Below are 18,915 nucleotides of genomic sequence, written 5' to 3'. Positions count from 1 at the left end.
ACACGGCCACCGTTGCGACTTCGTTGTATTAAGAAGCGCATCCCCAGTGAACTCGGGCGCTCGCAATCACAATGGCAATGGCCGATATTGATCGTGTGGCCCGACTGCGAGACTTTTGACTAGCCCTGGGGATTTCCCTAGGTTCTTTAGCGCATCCGAAGGACTTACTTTACACCTGCGCCAAAGGAGTAGAAGACGCCGGGAGGCAATAGGGCGATTCTTTGGGCGGCCACCATTATGTCAAGCCCAGTTCAAGTCTAGCTTGCGCATGATTGTTCTTGGCCGAACATGGTCTGCAGTTGCCGAATTTTCTTTTGGGGGCGCACAATATGGCGGAGCGGGCTGAAATCAAGGAACCAGCTGGCGGACTGAAAATCAATTGCACGGCTGCGGACAACGTCAACATCGCCTTCTATCAAAACGCTGTTCCAATAGTCCGCGAATTGGCAATCGAGAACGGCACGGGGCGCGATCTTTCAGAACTCTCCGTACATCTCACAGCGGAGCCTCCGTTTCTGACACCCGCGGTGTCACAGATCCAATACGTTGCCGATCGCGCCATTCATCATATCCGCAGCCCAGACCTGAAGCTGGATCCCGCGTTCCTGGCCGGCGTAACCGCCTCCAGGCGAGCGCAGTTGCGCATTCGCGTAGAATCCGCGGGTGAAACGCTTATCGAGAGCGCAGTCGAGCTCAATCTGCTCCCTCCCTCGCACTGGGGCGGCGTCAACGCCGCGCCCGAGCTGCTGGCCGCTTTCGTTAGACCGACGGATCCCACCATCGATGTCATCCTTCGGGAAGCCTCGGGTAAGCTGGCGGCAGCAGGCCGTCATGATGCGATAGATGGCTATCACAAGCAGACCAAGGCCCGGGCCTGGGAGATAGCCGATGCCGTCTGGGCAGCTCTGGTTTCACACTCAATCGCCTACGTCCTCCCCCCAAAAAGCTTTGAACGGTCGGGCCAGCAGATCCGAGGCCCCAGCGAAATCCTGTCTCGTAAGGTCGGAACCTGTCTGGATCTTACTCTCCTCTATGCGTCCTGCCTTGAGCAGGCAGGCCTCAATCCTGTGCTTGTCCTAACTGAAGGTCACGCTTTCGTTGGCGTGTGGCTTGTTGACGAGGACTTCTCAAGCCTTGTAATCGATGACCCGCAGATGTTGCGCAAGCGCGTGCAGCTCGATGAGATGGTCCTGGTGGAGACGACGATCCTCACCGGGTCAAATCCAGGGCGTTTCAAACAAGCTGTCGATGCCGGCGCCAAGTTGATCGCCGAGGAGGCAACGTCCGAGTTCGAGCTTGCCATCGACGTCAAGCGTGCACGAAGCGCTAAGATCCGGCCACTCGATCTATCGAGGTCCGGCGAGCCGACCATAACCCCTTCTGGCGCACCGTCTGTCCCGAATGAACTTGGCGAAATTCCAAAATTTGAAGAGAATCTCGACAAACCACGGGAAGACGTTTCAGAACGGAGCCTGGATCGGCTAGAGGTTTGGAAACGCAATCTTCTAGACCTCACGCTGAGGAACCGACTGCTGAACTTCAAGGACTCGAAATCTACCATCGGGATCGAGTGCCCTGATGCGGCGATATTGGAGGACAAGCTCTCAGGTGGAGACCGCTTCAAATTGCTCGGAAGAGCCAGCGTGCTCGATGGCAGCGATGGCCGCGATACTGCGCTACTCGCGCAGCGACTGCAGGACGGCGCCCGCAAGGATTTCATCTCTGACGCCATGGTCCGCGGCGAACTCCACACCGCCGTTCCGGAGACCGAACTCGAAGGTCGGCTAACCGACCTCTACCGGGCCACCCGCCTCGCCTTCGAGGAGGGCGGGGCCAACATACTGTACCTCTGCGTCGGGTTCCTAAAGTGGACGCCCCACGATGGCGCCGGGCCCTACCGCGCTCCGTTGATCCTTGTCCCGGTCCAGCTTGAGCGCAAGAGCGTGCGCTCCGGCTTTCGCCTCGCGCTGCACGAGGATGAGGCTCGGTTCAATCCGACCCTGCTGCAGATGCTGAAGCAGGATTTTGACCTCTCGATTCCCGAACTCGAAGGAGAATTGCCGGAAGACGCAACTGGGGTCGATGTTGCAGGTATTTGGAAGACAATCAGGCGTCATATCAAGAGTGTCAAAGGCTGGGAGGTTACCGAGCAGGTCGTGCTCGCGACGCTGTCCTTCACGAAGTACCTGATGTGGAAGGATCTCGTCGACCGCACCGAAATCCTGAAGCGAAATTCGGTGGTCCGGCATCTGATAGACACCCCGACCCACACCTATGACGGCTCGGGCGCCGCCTTTGTCGCAGAGCACACCATCGACCAACTCATCGATCCGGCCGAACTCTTCACGCCGCTCTCGGCCGACTCCTCCCAAGTTGCTGCCGTGCTCGCCGCGCAGCGTGGAGGCGATTTCGTGCTCTTCGGACCGCCGGGCACGGGCAAGAGCCAGACGATCGCGAATATGATCACGAACTGCCTCGCTCATCAAAAGACAGTTCTTTTCGTGTCGCAAAAGACTGCTGCGCTCGAAGTCGTAAGACAGCGAATGCAGGCGATCGGTCTCGGTAATTACTGTCTCGAGGTTCATTCGACCAAAGCCCAGAAGTCTAATGTGCTGGAGCAGCTGGCCACCGCCTGGCGCGAGCGCAATCGCGTCACCGAGGAACATTGGTCGGCAGCGGCTAGCGAGCTGAAGCGGCGACGCGACCAACTGAACAAGCTTGTTTCCGCGCTACACCGGCGCCGCGCCAATGGAATGACAGCATACGAGGCCTTCGGACGGGTCGTCGCCGATCGCGATCGGTTTCCAGACGTCGGCCTGACATGGCCTATCGGTTCGGTACATACCCCCGAAGATCTCGTTCGCATGCGCGAGATTTGCTCAGATATTCGCACCGCCCTCGAAGCCGTGGGTGATCCTGTCAATCATCCACTCAAAGGCATCGAGCAGACCAAATGGAGTCCTGCGTGGGTGCAGTCGCTTCAGCAGCTGGTCGACCGTCTCCATCTCGCCCTCCAGGAAGTTAGGACGGCTGCCGACGATCTGGTGTTGTCGATTGGGCTCGATGGTGCCGCTCGCAACGATGGTCTGTTGCCGCAACTGATCAAGCTCGTCTCGTTGCTGCTGCACGCCGACGCTGCGGACGGATCGCTTTTGCTCTCGACCGATGCACCAGAACGCGTGAACGCGTTGCACGACCTTGCCGACGCCGCAGGCCGGTTAAACGAAAAAAACTCGCAGCTTTCCGTCCAATACGAGCTCAGGGCGGCGCTGCTGGATCTGCCATCGCTCGAGCGTGATTGGACGGATGCATGCGCGTCGAATGTTCTCGTGCGAAGCGGCCGGAAAAAGAAGGTCAGATTGGCTCTGAAGCCATATTGCCCGGACGAGGTGCCTGAGGACATCGGTCGAGACATTGTTGTGCTGCAAGAGCTCGCTGGCTTGCTGCGCGAAATCGAGAATACGAAACCTCGCTTCAGGGGCATGGAGCGCCTTTGGCGCGGGCCGCAGAGCGAGGTGTCTCGTTTCCAAGGGCTGATCGACTGGGCCACAAGCGTACGCGATGTGGTCGATGCATATCCTATCGATGGCATGGAGCCGCATCAGCTGCTCCTGCATATCCAAGATATGCTGCTTCGCGACAACCATCGCTTCCGGCCGAGCGGACAGGTCCGCCATGCATTCGAGGCTATGTATAGGGCATTTCCGAGTATGCACCGGACGGCCAAAGAGCTGGGTGCATGCATCGGCCTCGATGACCCGGAGGACATCGTCAAGCTCGAGTCTGGCTGGATCGAGGCCCTCCTCCAACGAACCGCGAATTGGAGATCAAACGTCATCAAGGCTCCGCAGTGGGCCACTTGGCGTTGGGCTGCTCGTTCGGCACGCGCAGCGGGACTTTCCCCTCTCGTCGATGCCGTCGAAAACGGAATCGTAGATGGGACGGCCCTCTCGAACGTCTTCGATTACTCTTATGCGCGCTGGATTGCCGAAGCTATCGTCAACGAGGACGAGGTTCTAAGTGGCTTTCTTGCGGAAAAGCACGAAGCCACGATTGAGGCGTTCATCGCCGCTGACAAGCGGGTTGGAGAACTCGCCAGAGACATCGTAAAGGCACGCATTGGGGCGGGGGTGCCAACTCAGACCAATTTCGGCAAGGATCCGGAATGGGGCACGCTCGCGCGCGAGATCAGTAAGAAAGCTCGGCACATGCCGCTTCGGCAGCTGTTTGGCCGCCTCCCGACGGTGCTAACCCAGCTCGCCCCATGCGTTATGATGAGCCCGCTTTCTATTGCGCAGTACCTACCCGCAGACGCCAAACCCTTCGATGTCGTCATTTTCGACGAGGCCTCTCAGATCCCGGTATGGGACGCAATCGGAGCGATTGCGCGCGGCACTCAAGTTGTGATCGTGGGCGACCCGGAGCAGCTGCCCCCTACGAACGTCGGACAGCGTGGCGTCGATGACGAAGATGACGACGGTTCGACCGTCCAGAGCCAACAGAGCATACTTGACGAATGCCTTGCCTCGAACATTCCGAGCATGCGGCTGTCTTGGCACTACCGCAGCCGCCACGAGAGTCTAATCGCTTTCTCCAACGTCAAATATTATCGGGGTGAGCTGACGACTTTCCCCTCGCCCGTGACGCGCGATACCGCGGTCCGCTATATTCACGTAGAGGGCGGCATCTACGAGCGAGGCGGCGCCAAGATAAACCGCAAGGAGGCCGAAGCCGTGGTGGCCGAGGTCGTCCGGCGCATGAAAACGTCGTCCCATTCAATTGGCGTCGTCACATTTAATGGCGAACAGCAACGGCTGATCGAGAACTTGCTCGATCAAGCCCGCCGCTCTGACCCATCGCTGGAGCCGCACTTCGATCGCAACCAGTCCAGGGAACCGATCCTGGTCAAGAACATCGAGAACGTGCAGGGCGACGAACGGGACGTGATCGTATTCTCGGTGGCCGTCGGACCGGACAAGACTGGACGCGTCACAGCTCAGATCTCGTCGCTGAACAGCGAGGGCGGCCACCGCCGCCTCAACGTCGCGGTCACTCGTGCGCGGCGCGAGTTGTTGGTGTTCGCGACATTGCGGCCCGAGCAGATCGATCTCGGGCGGACCGGCGCCAAAGGTGTAGTCGACTTCAAACACTTCCTCGAATTCGCTGAGAACGGCGCACGGGCTATCGCCGAGGCCTTCTCGCCAACCGGGCGCGACGCGGAATCGCCGTTTGAGGACGCTGTGATGCGGGCCCTCCAAGAGAAGGGTTGGGAGGTTCATCCTCAGGTGGGCGTCTCCTTCTTCCGGATCGATCTCGGCGTCGTTCATCCGGATTTCCCTGGGCGATATCTTGCCGGCGTCGAATGCGACGGCGCCGCCTACCACCGATCGGCCACCGCCCGCGACCGCGACCGTCTGCGCGAAATGGTGCTTACAGATCTTGGTTGGCGAATTCGGCGGATCTGGAGCACGGAATGGTGGATGGATTCATCTACTGCGACGGAAAAGATCCATGCGAGGCTGGTCGCCGATCTCGAAGCCGACCGTGCTTCTCGGCGAGCTCCCGCGATAAGTGAAGAACCAACGCCTCCGCCGGAGAGAATCCCGTCCGTTAATGATACTGGCGAGCCGGCTGGCGCCGAAACGTCGGTCGCAGAGGCGGTCCCCGAATCTGAGCAAACCGAAGTCTCGCCGGAATCGGCAAACGACGACGGAGCGCCTGTCGGGGAAACGAAGGTCTACGCTCGTGGACCGATGACCGAGGTGCGGGAGCCCGATCGAGGGACGGCCACGTATGTCAAAGCCGATCCCGCAAATGTGGCGCCCCCTGATCGGGAGCGCTTCTACGACGCGAGCTACCGCGGGACACTCCGTAGTATGGTCGATCATGTTGTCCATACCGAAGCCCCGATCTATTTCGACGTGATTGTAGATCGCATAGCGCGTGCACACGGTTTCATGCGCTCGGGTGAGACGGTGCAAAAGATCGTCGCCTCATCCCTCGGACGAAATCGGTTTCCGATGTCCAAGGACGGCGAGCGGCAGATTGTTTGGCCTCAGGATGCCGCGGCGCAGGACAGGGCTCCTTACAGGGGCGCTGGGGGACGCGATCACAGTGACATTCCGCTTCCCGAATTGGCGGGTCTCGCTGGGATGCTGCGGACCGCTGGCCTTGAGGAAGATGAGGATATCATCCGCGCCATGCAGGAGCACTTCGGCTTAGGGCGGCTGGCAGCTTCGACCCGCGATCGTTTCGAAGCTGCTGTGGCGGCGGCTAGCTAGCCCTACAGATTGGCTCAAGAGGCTGTTCGTGCGCGAAAGGATCTTCCAGCAGCTGCTACCTCAAAGCGCGCGCCGGCCCGCGGCTGGCGGGGCCTTCCAGAACCGCCGCGTCGGGCGGCTCCGCCCGGGTTCCCAGACGGCGGAGAGGACCTCGGTCCGGCCTCGTGCCCGAGCTCATTCGCAGGGAGGCGAATGAAGCTGAGCCAAGGTTCCAGAATAGTGGACCTGGAACAAATTTCTGGTAAACCATTGATTTCACTATTGTTACCATTTTGACGAAATGGATACAAGGGCTTGCTGCCATTTGCGCATAATGGATACAAAAAGACCTTTGTTACCACTTCGCCGAAATGGTAACAAAGACCCATGAAGCAGTTTTCAAACATCGACCAAGTCATGTTTTCCGACCTGGTTCAAAAGGCGACCGACGCCGACTTCGATGAGAATTTCCCGGAGAACGGGACCTTTCTCAAACAGAAGCGGGCCAATCGCGAATACTACTATTACAAGGCCTATGAGACCTCCGGCGGCCACGGACCGACGAAGACGGCCCTCAAATACGTCGGGCCGGCCGACGATCCGGAGATCGCCAAGCGCGCCCAAGCGTTTCAGCGCACGAAGATCGGATATCGCGCGCGTCGAGAGCTGGCTGCGAAGTTGAGGCGAGCGGGCTACCCGGCTCCGCCTCATATGGAAGGTCTCGTTGTCAGCGAACTCGCGCGAGCGGGACTTTTTCGACTTCGCGCCACGCTTGTCGGTTCGATGGCTTATCAAACATACAGCGGCATCCTCGGCGTCAGGCTTCCCGACGAACTCGTCACGACCGAGGATATGGATATCGCCAAGTTCTACGGCATCTCGATCTCGATCGATGAGAGCATGCCGGACATTGAAGACATCCTGAAAAAGGTCGATCCGACGTTCGCGCCCTCGTTCTCCCCCGACGAGACGAAGCTGTTCAGCGGTTTCGCCAACGCCACCGGGTTCAAAGTCGAATTCCTCACGCCGAACCGGGGCGACGAGGACTACTCCTCCAGGCTAACGAAGATGCCGTCGTTGGGGCCGTCGGTGGGCGCACAGGTATTACGGTTCTTGGACTACCTGATCCATGAGCCGATCCGCTCCGTCGTTCTGCACGATGCAGGCGTACCGGTCCTTGTACCGGCGCCGGAGCGCTACGCCATCCACAAGCTCATAGTCGCGACCAAGAGGAACGTCTTCTTTGCGGACAAGGCGAAGAAGGACATCAACCAAGCCGGTGCGCTCATTCAGGCGTTCGATACCGTTAAGCGCGGAAGTGACCTAGGCTTCGCATGGATGGAGGCATGGGAACGCGGAGCGAGATGGCGACGCCGCCTTGGCGTGGGCGCCCTACGTCTTTCCGATGACACTTTCGCCATGCTCTCAAAGGGTGTCGCTGAAGCGGCCAAACTCGACGGGAAGTCGGCAGACGAGTACGGCCTTACGGGTGGCAAGGACGGGCTTCTCGCGCGCCTCTCGATAGCGAAGGCGACAGCAGCGCCTGCGCCGTAACGGTACATTGGCTCGTCGACGGGACATGGCAGCCGCTTTCGCTTCCAGCCTCAGACCCGAATGCGTGTTAAAGAGATTAAGCGCCCTTTGCGATCTTTCGCCCCAGTTGCCATCAACAGCACCAGGGTTGCAGCCAACTCGGCGCAGTTCAGCCTGCAATGCACGGGGAAGATCGACCGGCGGTTTCTCAAGTTGGTCGACAGGTGCCACGGCCGCGAGCTGCTGACCCTTCTCCTCCCCCGCCTTTTCGGCGGCCAGCTCAGCCTGCTTTGCGGTTGCGGCCTTTTGCGGCTCAATCTGCTTAGTTTTCTCCGCGGCCAACCGGGCTTTCTCTTGCTCGGCCAGGCGTGCCTTCTCGGCGGCAGCTAACCGCGCATCCTCGGCGGCGATGCGAGCTAACTGTCCTTTTGCCAGGCTCGCATAAAAGCCATCGGGATACTGCGCGAGAAATGCAGTCCACACGTCTCTGGTGCCGATCTGAAGAGCCAGCTCGTAGTCGCGCCGGACGGCGGTCTGCGGGTCGGCCTGTGGCCCCGTCGCGGCAGGCTTAGCGGGCACGAGCGGTAGATCATCACCGCCCAGTGAACCGTACAGGTACGGCTCCTGCTTGTTCCCGGTGGACTTCAAGACGTCGTCTCGGACGTAGCCGAAGGCTTTGCGCACATCGAGGCCCGGCTTGGCGACGTGGTTGACGAGCGCCCTTGTGAACGGGCTGTACTTGCCGTCGCCATCCGAGGCGGTCGAACCCGCTTTCGACGCGAACGCAATGAGCGTGTTCGGGCTGGTCGGCTCGACCTTCGCCAGGCCGCGCCCGACAGCGCGGGAAGCCAGAGTGCGCTTCATCGACCTTGTGAACGGATTGTCTCGGCACGCATCCAGGATCACGAGTCGCAGCTTCTTCGCTGGCTCGACGGCTACGAGGACGCGTTCCAACGACAAGGCCTCGTCGTAGACGTCTCTATCGCGATCCAGGACCGCATCGACGGGGATCAGGTAGTTGATGCCATCTATCTCGATACCATGACCGGCGTAGTACACCACCGCGACGTCAACCACCTGTACGGAAGCGGCCGTTGTGCTGTGGCTCACGCCTCGCTCGAAGGCGAGATCGTTGATCCTGACATTCCTGCGGACCGAACGCGCTTGTCAAAAGACCTCGTCATCATCGAAGAACTCGCTCGCATTTATATTCGCGACGAGCTCGGCGTCCCTGACGCTCGCTCTCTGCATCAAACGCGCGATCGGCTGGCGCCATGGGATCCGCTCTTGCCGGCGGCAAGCCTTGATTTTCTTAGAAGCGGACAGAGTGCCGACGTTTCTCGGCTCGATAGTCAATCAGTTTCGGTCGGGCTGTGGCCCGATGGGCCGATACCTGGTTTAGAGCGAATGACGATGCACGTTGATGCCGTCGATGGAGGCATTGTGAGAACCGTCCTCATCAATGAGCGTAAGACGATCCTGCTGGTATTTTTCTTGGACTATAAAAGTGGGCGCATCCACACCAACCTTGAAAATGGCGGCCTCTTTTCTGGGGAGCAGGAGCCCGACGAAACCGATGTACGAGCCTACGCCACTTTCTTCTACAAGGTGTTCGGAAATGGCGTCGCCGAACTGAGATGCGGCGACCTCGAGCCCGTCGACTGTGAAATAGTGATCCCGGTGAACATGATGATGACGAAATCTCCGGATGAAGCCATTGCAGACTCAGTGGAAGCTTTCCGACTCCGACTTGGCTGCCCAATACAAGGCCAAGGCAGCCGCGATCGGTGATCGCCATAATTGCGTTTGAGCGTCAGGCAACGACCTCAAGATGGCCTCGACGATCGCGGTACCTATGGCGACGTCTCGATCGATACCGGCCACGTCCGCGGGTCCTCGCTTCGGCTGTGTCTGCTAAAGTCGGCCTGGAAGCACGTCTACAGCGGTCTCAATATCGATCGCATTGCCAGCGCCGAGGATAAGAGCGTTGGCGTATGACCAGTACCGTTCACGCTCGACAACATTCGACGCTACATCTAGGACCCCCGGGGCAACATCCTGCGTGGCCTTGCTGAGGTGTCCTCCGATTTCGACCAGGCCTACAAGAGCCACGATAGGTCAAGATCGGCGTGAAGGGACTGCCGAAGCGAGGAGCGTCGGCTATTCGGATTCCTATGGCAGGCAGAAGCTGCGCGACATTCTAAATGCGCTGGCCCCGTACCGCGGCGAGCCGTTGACTGAATACAAGGACCTTCGGAGCGGCCAGCCCCATCGAGCTTAGTATTGGGTCAAGAGGGACGGGCGTTCGAGCAACATGGTCACGCATCGCCGAGGAGCGGCGCGAACGTAGGGGACGCAATTCCCTGACTCTCTAGCGCAAGTACCTGGCTTAAGTGTGCACGATTAGGCTCAGCGCGATACACCTCACGCCTCGATGCCCATCGCGAGCGTCGGTTGCTGCGTCATCGGCCCCGACGCAAGGCCGCTCATCCTTGCCAGCCCCAGCAGCGCGGGGTGCCGATGGGTGATGAGGAAGGTGGGGATCGCCCGCAGGTATGGCTCGAATCTCCCCTTCCGTTCGAAGCTGCTGCGGAAGCCGGAGTTCGCGAAGAAATCGGCGAACCTTGGAACGATGCCGCCGCCCAAGTAGACGCCGCCCGTCGCGCCCAGCGTTAGTGCGAGGTTCCGGCGAAGGCCCCGAGCATCGAGCAGAACACCTCCATCGTTCTAATGACAAACTTGTCTCCGCGCTCCGCCAGCGCGGTCACCTCACGCGGCTCGCGTGCTGGGCTAGATGCGTTTGCAAGGGCGTGGACCGCCCGGCAAAGGTTCACCAGGCCAGGGCCGGAGAGGACGCGCTCGGCCGAAACGTGGCCGCCCCAACGCTCCCCATCGCCGCGCCGCCCGTCATCGCGTAGGAACTCGAGCACCTCTGCCTCAAAACCGTTGGCTGAGCTCACCCGCCCTCACCAGGAACCACGCCGGCCCCCGCCGCGGTTGGAATAAGGCTTGCAACTTCGAGCCCGGTCCCGGCGCCGACGACGGCGATCGGCCCGCCCTTCGCCACCCCGCCTCCGACGGTGCGGCGATCGCCCTCTGCCAGGTAGGGGACTCCGAGCGCGACGCCGACGAAGTCGTTGACTACGACCAAGCGCGACAGGCCGAGCGCGTTCTTCGTCCCGGCGACAGAGAACGACCAGCCGCCGTTGGTCAGCTTCACGCGGTCGCCTTCGACCAGACCGGCCGCGGAGAAGGCCGCATCCAGTGGACCGCCTGTCGCAAGGTGGCGTTCGCCAAGCTGTATGATCGCAAGACGCCGATCACGGCGGCCGAACTGTTGAATGATCGCGTGGTGCCGGATGCTTCACGCATGCAGTGCTGAAATACCGCGCGCGCCTGCGCTTCGCTGGATGCCTCCGCCTCGATCACCTTGGCGAGGTCAAGCTCGCCGTCGGCGGAAGCGCTGTACGGAGTGACCACCAGCGTTTCAGGCAGATCAGGCCGAAGGCGATCATATGCGGCGCGCGCTGCCGCTTTGGCCGCTTTGCGGTGCTGGCAAGTCTCATCCAGCTTATCTATGCCTTCCCGGAGCGCTCTTAGATCAATGCGCCGTCGTGCCCGAAAGAAAGGCCTAACTGAAGGCGAGTATTACAGCTGCAAGGGACATCGGGGCCGATTTTTCTCGAGAAGACCTCGAGGACTTCTTGCTCACCTGCTAATCGAAGCACATATCGCCATGCACTCGATCGGCCCGGGCGACGATCTGTAAGCCCTGGGCACTCCCGTTATGTTCCGTCCTCAGGGCGAGGCGAACCGCAACGGGCTCAAATTCTCCGCCGACCTCGCTGAAATTGACAGAAAATGCTGACGTGAAAGGTGGGGTACCAGCTTGTTTTCTGTGAATCCCGCAGTTGACCCGCAGCTCCCTGTTGACCAGTGGTTGCAGAACCGCCACAGGTCATTTTGTGAGGGGCTATTTTCGCAAACTGTATCAAGCTCTGCGTCAGACCACCCTGAGGGATCAACCGGCGTGGGGCGACGACTTGGCCATGGCCGAGCTTAAGGCGACCTTTCTCCCTGCGTATCGAAGAGTCCTTGAACGCGGGGCTGTAAGCGGTCCGCACGCTTCGACGGCGGTTGTTGCGAGGCATCACTTTGCGCGTCGCAAAACTCAGCAGATGGCCAAACGACTGCGGTTGGGGGAAGCGGATCGATCTTTCGAAGCATCTGCTGCTCACCAAGATCCGCGCCACTCTCCATTGCTAGATGCTCTCCTCCCAGATCGCGAGCAACGCTGGAAGCCAGTGATCAAAAGGAACCGCCAGCAACTTGCCGAGCTCGTTCTGACATCGACGGGTGAACCAATGAAGCCGGAGTGCATCAAGTTGCCAGTAGAGGGACTGCTCCGCGATGGCCGAGCGACAGACCATCCATTTGATGGACAGCTGCATCGAGATTGGCGTCAGCTTCCAGCCGCCAACACAAGTCCAGGGCGGCGCAGCCGGGATTACCAAGGTTAAAGCGCTCATCGACACCGGCTCACAGTGGAACCTCATCGACGAAGATCTCATCAAGGCTCATAATCCGCCGGTACTGGAGCGACTAATGAACCACGGCGTCGCCAGATCGGCGATCATGACGAACCATCGCGTATGGTTTATGCTCTATTCCGGAGTAGGCAACATGCTGCACGAGACTGGCGCCGGAGGGATCAATCTGAGCGGAAGGATGTCGCCTTGGCGTGTGATCCTCGGTCGCAAATTCTTGCAAGGCGCAAGGTTCACGTATGACAGCACAGCTGGCATTGGTGAATTGGAGATATTGGTGAGCCCGCAGGGTTTCGTCTAGCCACTAGCCCGCGCTTTATTGCGAGCCGTGATTGGACATACGTGGCAGGCGGCAACGCGCACACATTCTTCGGCTTACCCTCGCCAAGCCCCATGATGAGCGAAATTGATAAAAACAGAGAGAAATAGTGCCAACGCCAGAACAGTTGTCGTTCTTGCCAGCTCACTCTGTCGACGCATTGTTGTCAGCGGATGGCAAGGTCGTTGCGCTGAAGTTTACTTTAGACGGAGGCAAGTCCGTCAGCATCGGCCTGGACCCAGAACATGCCAGCAATCTTGCGCAGACTGTCACCGCATTACTTTCGTCAAGCTTAAACCACCAGACCGCGGTCGGTGGTAAGGGGTTCGTGAAGATGATGCCGATCAGTCGTGCTACGGCACATGCGACTGAGCAGCCCGGGGTGGTGGCACTTGGCCTTCTCGATGGATCCGGGCTCGCTCATTACTTCGTTCTGCAGTCGGAAACCAGCAGCCAGCTGCGATCCGCACTTCGAGCTGCGGAAGCCAAGTCCCGCACTGGTGTCCAGATGCCAAAGGCCTGACGAGTAGGAGTGAGCCAAGGTCAAAGGCCGCCCGCGGAGTTGCCGCGCCCTAAGCCGGCAAGACCGACCCTTTGCTGACGTTTCGAGCTGCCGACCGCGCCACAACGATTTTGCCTTCCCCGGGATTGGCGGCCTGTCCCCACTTGGCGGTCCTCGCCGGCAATAAGGCCGGCCCGGCCTACCAGGGTTCCCATTAAGGACTTCTTAATGCTATCTTTCTGATTATATTACAGCGGTGTGCGGCGGAGGGGGTGTGTGCGCCGCAATGTTCCGGTCATGTTCCGCGTTGCTCTGTGCGGCGGAATGCGCCCCTCCAGCGGAGCATTCCGCCAAAGTGAACATGACGCCGCTTGACTGATTTCTGCATATGTTGTCACGGTGCCGTAGGCAGGTTCCTTAAGAAATGATGCATAAATCCCAAAATCTGGCGAGCTCACCGACTGAGGGGGTTATGTTGCAGGATCCGCTTGACGGCTGGCTAGCAGAAAGTATTCGGCTTTCGTTTCTTGACATCCCGGGGTGGACCCAACGGCCCATCTTCGGGGAGGTCGCGGGCGTCGAGCCAACCTCAACATCAGTCGAGCGTATGGTGCAAACGCAACAGGAAGCGGGCGATGTCTCTCATGCGTTCCTCAACGTGATGCAGCAATCGAACCGCATTGATATCGTCCTGGGCGACAAGCCATCCCAGAATACGGTCGACCCTCTGACGCCTGGCTACAAACCATTTTTTTTCGTCGGGCCTTTCCGACAAACCTTGGAGATGTTCGACGCGGTCGCCGACAAAGCCGTCAATTTGGTTTCCGGCGCTATTCGTGTCGCCTATGCGATCACGCTTATTCGACCGACGTCGGACGCCCAAGAAGCGGTTCGCGCCCTGCATCGATTGATACCGAGCGTGCCGGTAGACCCAGAGAAAGACAGTGACTTGATCTTCCAGATCAATCGACCTGCGCGAGATGATCAAGGTAGAGTGATCAATCGGCTTGCGAGATGGCAAGCTCTACAGGTCGCTACTGTTCGGATGCGAGCCTTAGGCGTTCCGATGCCAATTCTGCCATCAGCGCCCCTCGCCACAGCCGCCCAGATTTACATCGATACAAGTACGGATGCGTCAAATATTGTCCCTATTAGTGATTTGCCCCGTGTGGTCAGCGAGCTGCGCGAACATTCCGTGAAGCTTGCGGAGGGAGAAAAAGCAAAATGAACAATGCCAGTCTGTATCCTCTTTCCAATAGCGCACCGCGAACGATGTTTGAGGATGGCACCGTTGCAATCGTGCCTGTCACTTCATCGACAGCGGCTACAATCTTGAACGAAGCGTTCAATCGTCCAGTTGCATCACCTTCCTACACATTCGTTACGTCGTTCGACCAATACCAGAAGATCTTTTCTGGCCAGTGCGATCGCGTTCACTCCTTTATCTATGGGCAACTCGATAACCTCGACCAATCGGATGATGATCAGAACGAAGAAGTGGTCGACTGCATCGCTCGAATTATCGATCTCATGGGCGAGCCAGCATCATGCACCGCCGTCCTTGAGGCTGGATTATTGAAAGAAAACCTTTCAGCTTTTGAGCCCCTTCTTCTCGCAATCGGAGCGTCTCGCCATCGGGATACGGAGTATCTGCGTGCACACGCATTGCGGGGATACGCCAAGGACGCGGATTATCGGGTCCGGAAAGCGGCCGTGAGAGCTTTGGGTCGCATGAAGGCTCTACCGGCGAAGCAGGCCCTTGAAGAAATCAGCAGCCAAAAGGATACAGGTGAGATTGCTCTTCTCGCCGCAGCAATGCTGCGTTGACCGTGGCGATATTCGTGCGAAAAAGTCGCCGAGGCGACTGGGACAGGGTCGCTGCCGATACGCCGGCAGACCTTGCCTTTCCCGCCAATGTTTTGGCGGACATCCTAGACAACGAAAATGAGGTATCAGTATGGGAAGTCAGCGACCCGCCTGCGGCCGCTGAGCTAGATACAATCGTCGCGGCTCTGCACGCGCGCAACGTCTCCAACCTCACAGACGTAACCTTGCGTGTGATCAGTGACTGGAAGGTGAAAAAAGAACTTGGCCTCATCATGAAGAGCACTCGCGGAGAGTCTTTGGATACGAAGCTGAACGGAGCGAGCAAGCACCAGGTGATTCAGATCAATTCGGTCGGCGACGCAATCGCTTTGGCAAAAGCTTTTAAGTTTCGAGATCCTATCTTCCGAAGTCAAGCCCAGGTCATGCAAGCTATGGCTGCAGCGCTCGCATCGGGCCGTATCCAATCAGACGCCGTGGGTTCTGGCTTGATAAAAAAGCTGTTTGATGCCGGTCATATCCAGTTGGCTCTCCCGGCACCAAAACCGGCGTCGGCTTGAAATACGCAGACGGCGATCCCTATTCTGACCCGGAAGCCGCAGCTCGCAAGCTGCTGGACTCGCGGCCAGCATGGAGCCCGTCCAGAACGGACGCATCCATATAGAGAAGATCAGTATCTCTCCGGCGAAGGCCGCCTTGTGTAGTTTGCGAGGCGGCCTGAGGATTTGACCTTAAGTCTAGCTTTAAGGTCACGCCGGGAATGCAGGTCAATGTGTTGGGCGCCGAGCGTCGGCGGCGATGGAGTTACGACGAGAAGGTCCGCCTTGTCGAAGAGACCTTGCAGCCCGGCGAGACGGTCTGCGGGGTGGCACGCCGGCACGGGGTGGCTCATAGCCTGCTGTTCACCTGGCGTCGACAAGCGCGCCAGGGGCGATTGGGCGGAGATGCTGCGCCTGCTCTTATTCCCGTCGAGATCACACCTGTAGCGGCTCCGATCTCGAGCGGCGCACCACAACTGGCGTCTTCACCGCCTGCGCAGCGTGCAAGGGCTGGAATCATCGAGATTGATCTCGGGGGCGGTTGTCGTGTTCGCGTTGACCGTGACGTGGACGTTGAGGCGCTGCAGCAGGTTCTTGAGCTGTTGCGACGACGATGATTCCGATTCCGAGCGGCGTCAGAGTCTGGATCGCGACCGGCCACACCGATATGCGTCGCGGCATGCGAAGCCTGGCTCTTACGGTTCAGGAGAGCCTGAAGCGCGATCCCCATGCCGGCGATCTCTACATCTTCCGGGGCCGCAGCGGCGATCTGGTCAAGATTCTTTGGCATGATGGGTTGGGTATGTCGCTCTATGCCAAGCGCCTGGACCGAGGCAAGTTTATCTGGCCTTCGGCGTCGGACGGCGCGGTATCGATCTCAGCGGCGCAGATGGCCTATATGCTGGAAGGGATCGACTGGCGGAATCCACAACTGAGCTGGCGACCGAGAAGCGCTGGTTGAGCACAAAATCCAGCAGATTTTGCATTTTTGGGGAGTCCCAACGCTTCCAATTTGTGATTCACTATGTCGCATGGATGCTGAGCGCGACGCTGTTCCGGATGACATTGCCGCCCTGAAAGCGGCGCTGGCAGCCGAGCGCGCGAAGGGTTTGGAGATCGCAGCTGAACTTGCGGTCGCCCGTGCGAAAGCGTCTGAGGACGAAGCGCTGATTGCCCAGCAGAAGCTGCAAATTGCCAAGCTAAAGCATCAGATCTACGGCCAGCGGTCGGAGCGTTCGTCGCGCCTGATCGAGCAGTTGGCCTTGACGTTCGAAGAGTTGGAAAGTGACGCCACTGAAGACGAGCTGGCGGCGGAGCGCGCTGTGGCCAAGGCGACGACGGTGCGCGGATTTACGCGCCAGCGCGGCGAACGCCAGACGTTCCCTGAGCATTTACCGCGCGAACGAGTGGTGATCGAACCGCCGACGGCTTGCGAGTGCTGTGGCGGCAATCGTCTGCGCAAGCTCGGCGAGGACGTGACGAGGACACTGGAAGTGGTACCACGCCAGTGGAAGGTGATCGAGACGGTGCGGGAGAAGTTCTCCTGCCGCGACTGCGAGAAGATCAGCCAGGCCCCGGCGCCATTCCATGCCGTCGCACGGGGATGGGCCGGCCCGAGCCTGTTGGCCATGATCATGTTCGAGAAGTTCGGCCAACATCAGCCCTTAAACCGCCAGGCTGAGCGCTACGCCCTGGAAGGCGTGCCGATCGCGCTGTCGACCATGGCGGACGCCGTGGGATCGGTCAGTGCGTCGCTGGATCCCCTGCTGCGCCTGGTCGAAGCCCATGTCATGGCGGCCGAGCGCCTGCATGCCGATGATACGACGGTGCCGGTGCTGGCCAAGGGCAAGACCGATACGGCACGGTGCTGGATCTACCTCCGGGACGATCGGCCGTTTGGCGGCGCCGGGCCGCCGGCGGCGATGTTCTACTACTCCCGCGACCGTAGGGGCGAGCATCCCCAGGCGCATCTGGCGGGGTATGCCGGCATCCTGCAGGCCGACGCCTATGACGGGTACAACCAGCTCTATCTGGCGGGACGCCACCCTGGACCGATCCGGGAAGCGGCGTGTTGGGTCCATGCGCGGCGCCCATTCTTCGCCATGGCCGATATCGAAGAGAATGCGCGTCGCAAGGCCACCGGCAAGAAGGAGATCCCGCTCTCGCCCATCGCGGTCGAGGTCGTGCGGCGGATCGATGCGCTGTTCGAGATCGAGCGCTCCATCAATGGCAGGAGCCCCGAAGAGCGTCTGGAGATGCGACAGACGCTGAGCCGGCCCCTGGTCGAGGACCTGCAGGTCTATATGCGGGAGCAGCTCGCCAAGCTGTCCCGTGGGCACGACCTGGCCAAGGCGTTCAACTACATCCTGAAGCGGTGGGCGAGCTTCACGCGGTTCCTGGAGGACGGCCGAGTCTGTCTCTCGAACAATGCCGCCGAAAGAGGCTTGCGAGGCATCGCCCTTGGACGAAAATCCTGGTTGTTCTGCGGCTCTGATCGCGGCGGACGGCGCGCGGCTTCCATGTATAGCTTGATCATCACGGCCAAAATGAATGGCGTCGATCCACAGGCCTGGCTCACGGATATCCTTGCCCGCATCGCCGCCCACCCAGCTCACCGGCTGGACGAGCTTCTGCCCTGGAATTGGACGCCGGCATCAGCGTTCTCCGCTCGAGCGGCATGACCACGCACGTCAACAAGGTTCATCACGTCACCACCATCACCCAGGTCGCAAAGGACCTCGGTGAAGACGAAGACTGGCTGGGCGACATTGCCATCGAAATGGAGATCGAGGACGGCCTGATCTGGGTCTATGGCGTCGGCGAAGATGGTGTTCAGGCGTTCACCGACTTTGGCATCGAAAACCTGATCGAGCTCGTCAGGTTCTACAAAGAAAACCCCAAGCTGCTCACGCGCTGGCAACGGGAATGATCCAATCAGCCTGCGGCCTACGCCGGATGCGTACGAAGATCAGCGCGCACTTCCTGTTCGAATTGAAGGAGAAGGGCAGCGAGTTCGACGCTGGCATTGGGTACGCCGTCGAGCACGGCTGGCTCGAGCTGCACGAACGCGACCAAGGTGCGGTTGCTTAAGCCTGCCGCGGACCTAAAACCTCGGGATCCGGGCCCGTTTGACATCCAGAATGACATGCACCACTTGTGACGGCTTTCGCTGGGTCTGCGAAAATCACCTCTAGTCCGCCCTTGGGAGGGCCCGCGGGCGTGCAGCTGTGGCGGTGCAGGTGCGCCCTGCCCGACGTGCAACGTCCTCGGGGAAGGCGAAGTGCCGCAGATGCCGGAGGAGTTCCGGGTCGACCTCGACAAGGACGGATGGCGGCACTGACGCTTCGACGGCCATAACTGGACCGACCGCTTCCCTTGGATTGTCGAATCC

At 59.7% G+C, this 18,915-nt stretch carries 15 protein-coding genes and 3 pseudogenes; 14 read left to right on the top strand and 4 right to left on the bottom strand.

The annotated features are described in order from the left end of the window. Positions 1–278 precede the first annotated feature (278 nt). Together proA and WN72_RS46710 are read left to right on the top strand one after the other, a co-directional pair. Entirely contained in the window at positions 279–6,281 is a 6,003-nt protein-coding gene (gene proA / locus WN72_RS09190; protein WP_244553881.1) for an anti-phage protein ProA, read from the top strand. Positions 6,282–6,647: 366 nt separating this feature from the next. Next, positions 6,648–7,814: a nucleotidyltransferase family protein gene (locus tag WN72_RS46710; protein WP_092218184.1), complete on the top strand. Its 1,167-nt coding sequence runs from the start codon at positions 6,648–6,650 to the stop codon at positions 7,812–7,814. A 24-nt stretch (positions 7,815–7,838) separates the two neighbouring features. Here the strand turns inward: WN72_RS46710 and WN72_RS09185 are convergent. Further along, positions 7,839–8,885, bottom strand: a pseudogene (locus WN72_RS09185) (caspase family protein); the annotation flags it as partial. On the opposite strand from WN72_RS09185, the pseudogene WN72_RS47750 reads away from it, so the two are divergent. Both WN72_RS47750 and WN72_RS09180 read left to right on the top strand, forming a co-directional pair. Next, a pseudogene (locus tag WN72_RS47750) lies at positions 8,835–8,945 on the top strand (hypothetical protein); the annotation flags it as partial. The pseudogenes WN72_RS09185 and WN72_RS47750 overlap by 51 nt on opposite strands. Positions 8,946–8,957: 12 nt before the next feature. Continuing rightward, positions 8,958–9,584: a hypothetical protein gene (locus tag WN72_RS09180; protein WP_143130743.1), complete on the top strand. Its 627-nt coding sequence runs from the start codon at positions 8,958–8,960 to the stop codon at positions 9,582–9,584. A 633-nt stretch (positions 9,585–10,217) separates the two neighbouring features. Here the strand turns inward: WN72_RS09180 and WN72_RS47485 are convergent. The 3 genes and pseudogenes from WN72_RS47485 to WN72_RS09160 all read right to left on the bottom strand — a co-directional run bounded on the left by WN72_RS47485 (position 10,218) and on the right by WN72_RS09160 (position 11,273). Beyond that, a pseudogene (locus WN72_RS47485) lies at positions 10,218–10,723 on the bottom strand (glucokinase). Positions 10,724–10,749: 26 nt separating this feature from the next. Beyond that, positions 10,750–11,031 (bottom strand): glucokinase, encoded by a 282-nt coding sequence (locus WN72_RS47480; RefSeq protein WP_283807157.1) that lies wholly within the window; start codon positions 11,029–11,031, stop codon positions 10,750–10,752. Further along, positions 11,010–11,273, bottom strand: coding sequence for a hypothetical protein (locus WN72_RS09160; protein WP_143130741.1), 264 nt, complete (start codon positions 11,271–11,273; stop codon positions 11,010–11,012). The genes WN72_RS47480 and WN72_RS09160 overlap by 22 nt, the downstream gene beginning before the upstream one ends. Positions 11,274–12,203: 930 nt before the next feature. Here WN72_RS09160 and WN72_RS09155 point away from each other — a divergent pair. The 10 genes from WN72_RS09155 to WN72_RS47475 all read left to right on the top strand — a co-directional run bounded on the left by WN72_RS09155 (position 12,204) and on the right by WN72_RS47475 (position 18,614). Then, entirely contained in the window at positions 12,204–12,641 is a 438-nt protein-coding gene (locus WN72_RS09155) for a pepsin/retropepsin-like aspartic protease family protein (RefSeq protein ID WP_143130740.1), read from the top strand. A 127-nt stretch (positions 12,642–12,768) separates the two neighbouring features. Continuing rightward, positions 12,769–13,182, top strand: coding sequence for a hypothetical protein (locus tag WN72_RS09150; protein ID WP_092218175.1), 414 nt, complete (start codon positions 12,769–12,771; stop codon positions 13,180–13,182). A 451-nt stretch (positions 13,183–13,633) separates the two neighbouring features. After that, positions 13,634–14,389, top strand: a complete 756-nt coding sequence (locus WN72_RS09145) for a hypothetical protein (RefSeq protein ID WP_092218174.1) — start codon at positions 13,634–13,636, stop codon at positions 14,387–14,389. Next, complete coding sequence (locus WN72_RS09140; protein WP_143130739.1) at positions 14,386–14,988, top strand: HEAT repeat domain-containing protein; 603 nt, start codon at positions 14,386–14,388, stop codon at positions 14,986–14,988. The genes WN72_RS09145 and WN72_RS09140 overlap by 4 nt, the downstream gene beginning before the upstream one ends. Then, entirely contained in the window at positions 14,985–15,545 is a 561-nt protein-coding gene (locus WN72_RS09135) for a hypothetical protein (protein WP_143130738.1), read from the top strand. The genes WN72_RS09140 and WN72_RS09135 overlap by 4 nt, the downstream gene beginning before the upstream one ends. 200 nt (positions 15,546–15,745) lie before the next feature. Continuing rightward, a complete protein-coding gene (tnpA, locus tag WN72_RS09130; protein WP_092218171.1) occupies positions 15,746–16,141 on the top strand; it encodes an IS66-like element accessory protein TnpA in 396 nt (131 codons plus the stop codon). Further along, a complete protein-coding gene (gene tnpB, locus WN72_RS09125) occupies positions 16,138–16,485 on the top strand; it encodes an IS66 family insertion sequence element accessory protein TnpB (protein ID WP_018272609.1) in 348 nt (115 codons plus the stop codon). The genes tnpA and tnpB overlap by 4 nt, the downstream gene beginning before the upstream one ends. Before the next feature lie 70 nt (positions 16,486–16,555). Beyond that, the gene (gene tnpC, locus WN72_RS09120) at positions 16,556–18,205 is read left to right on the top strand and encodes an IS66 family transposase (RefSeq protein ID WP_194482929.1); all 1,650 of its coding nucleotides are present in this window, start codon (positions 16,556–16,558) and stop codon (positions 18,203–18,205) included. Continuing rightward, the gene (locus WN72_RS09115) at positions 18,202–18,453 is read left to right on the top strand and encodes a hypothetical protein (RefSeq protein WP_092220559.1); all 252 of its coding nucleotides are present in this window, start codon (positions 18,202–18,204) and stop codon (positions 18,451–18,453) included. Before tnpC ends, WN72_RS09115 begins: the two co-directional genes overlap by 4 nt. 26 nt (positions 18,454–18,479) lie before the next feature. Beyond that, positions 18,480–18,614, top strand: a complete 135-nt coding sequence (locus WN72_RS47475) for a hypothetical protein (RefSeq protein WP_283807173.1) — start codon at positions 18,480–18,482, stop codon at positions 18,612–18,614. The last annotated feature ends 301 nt before the right edge of the window (positions 18,615–18,915 follow it).

Origin of the sequence: Bradyrhizobium arachidis, assembly GCF_015291705.1 — a bacterium.
GTDB classification, from domain to species: domain Bacteria; phylum Pseudomonadota; class Alphaproteobacteria; order Rhizobiales; family Xanthobacteraceae; genus Bradyrhizobium; species Bradyrhizobium arachidis.
The sequence above is the reverse complement of the archived record's forward strand: the minus strand, read 5'-3'. Positions and strand labels throughout refer to the sequence as shown.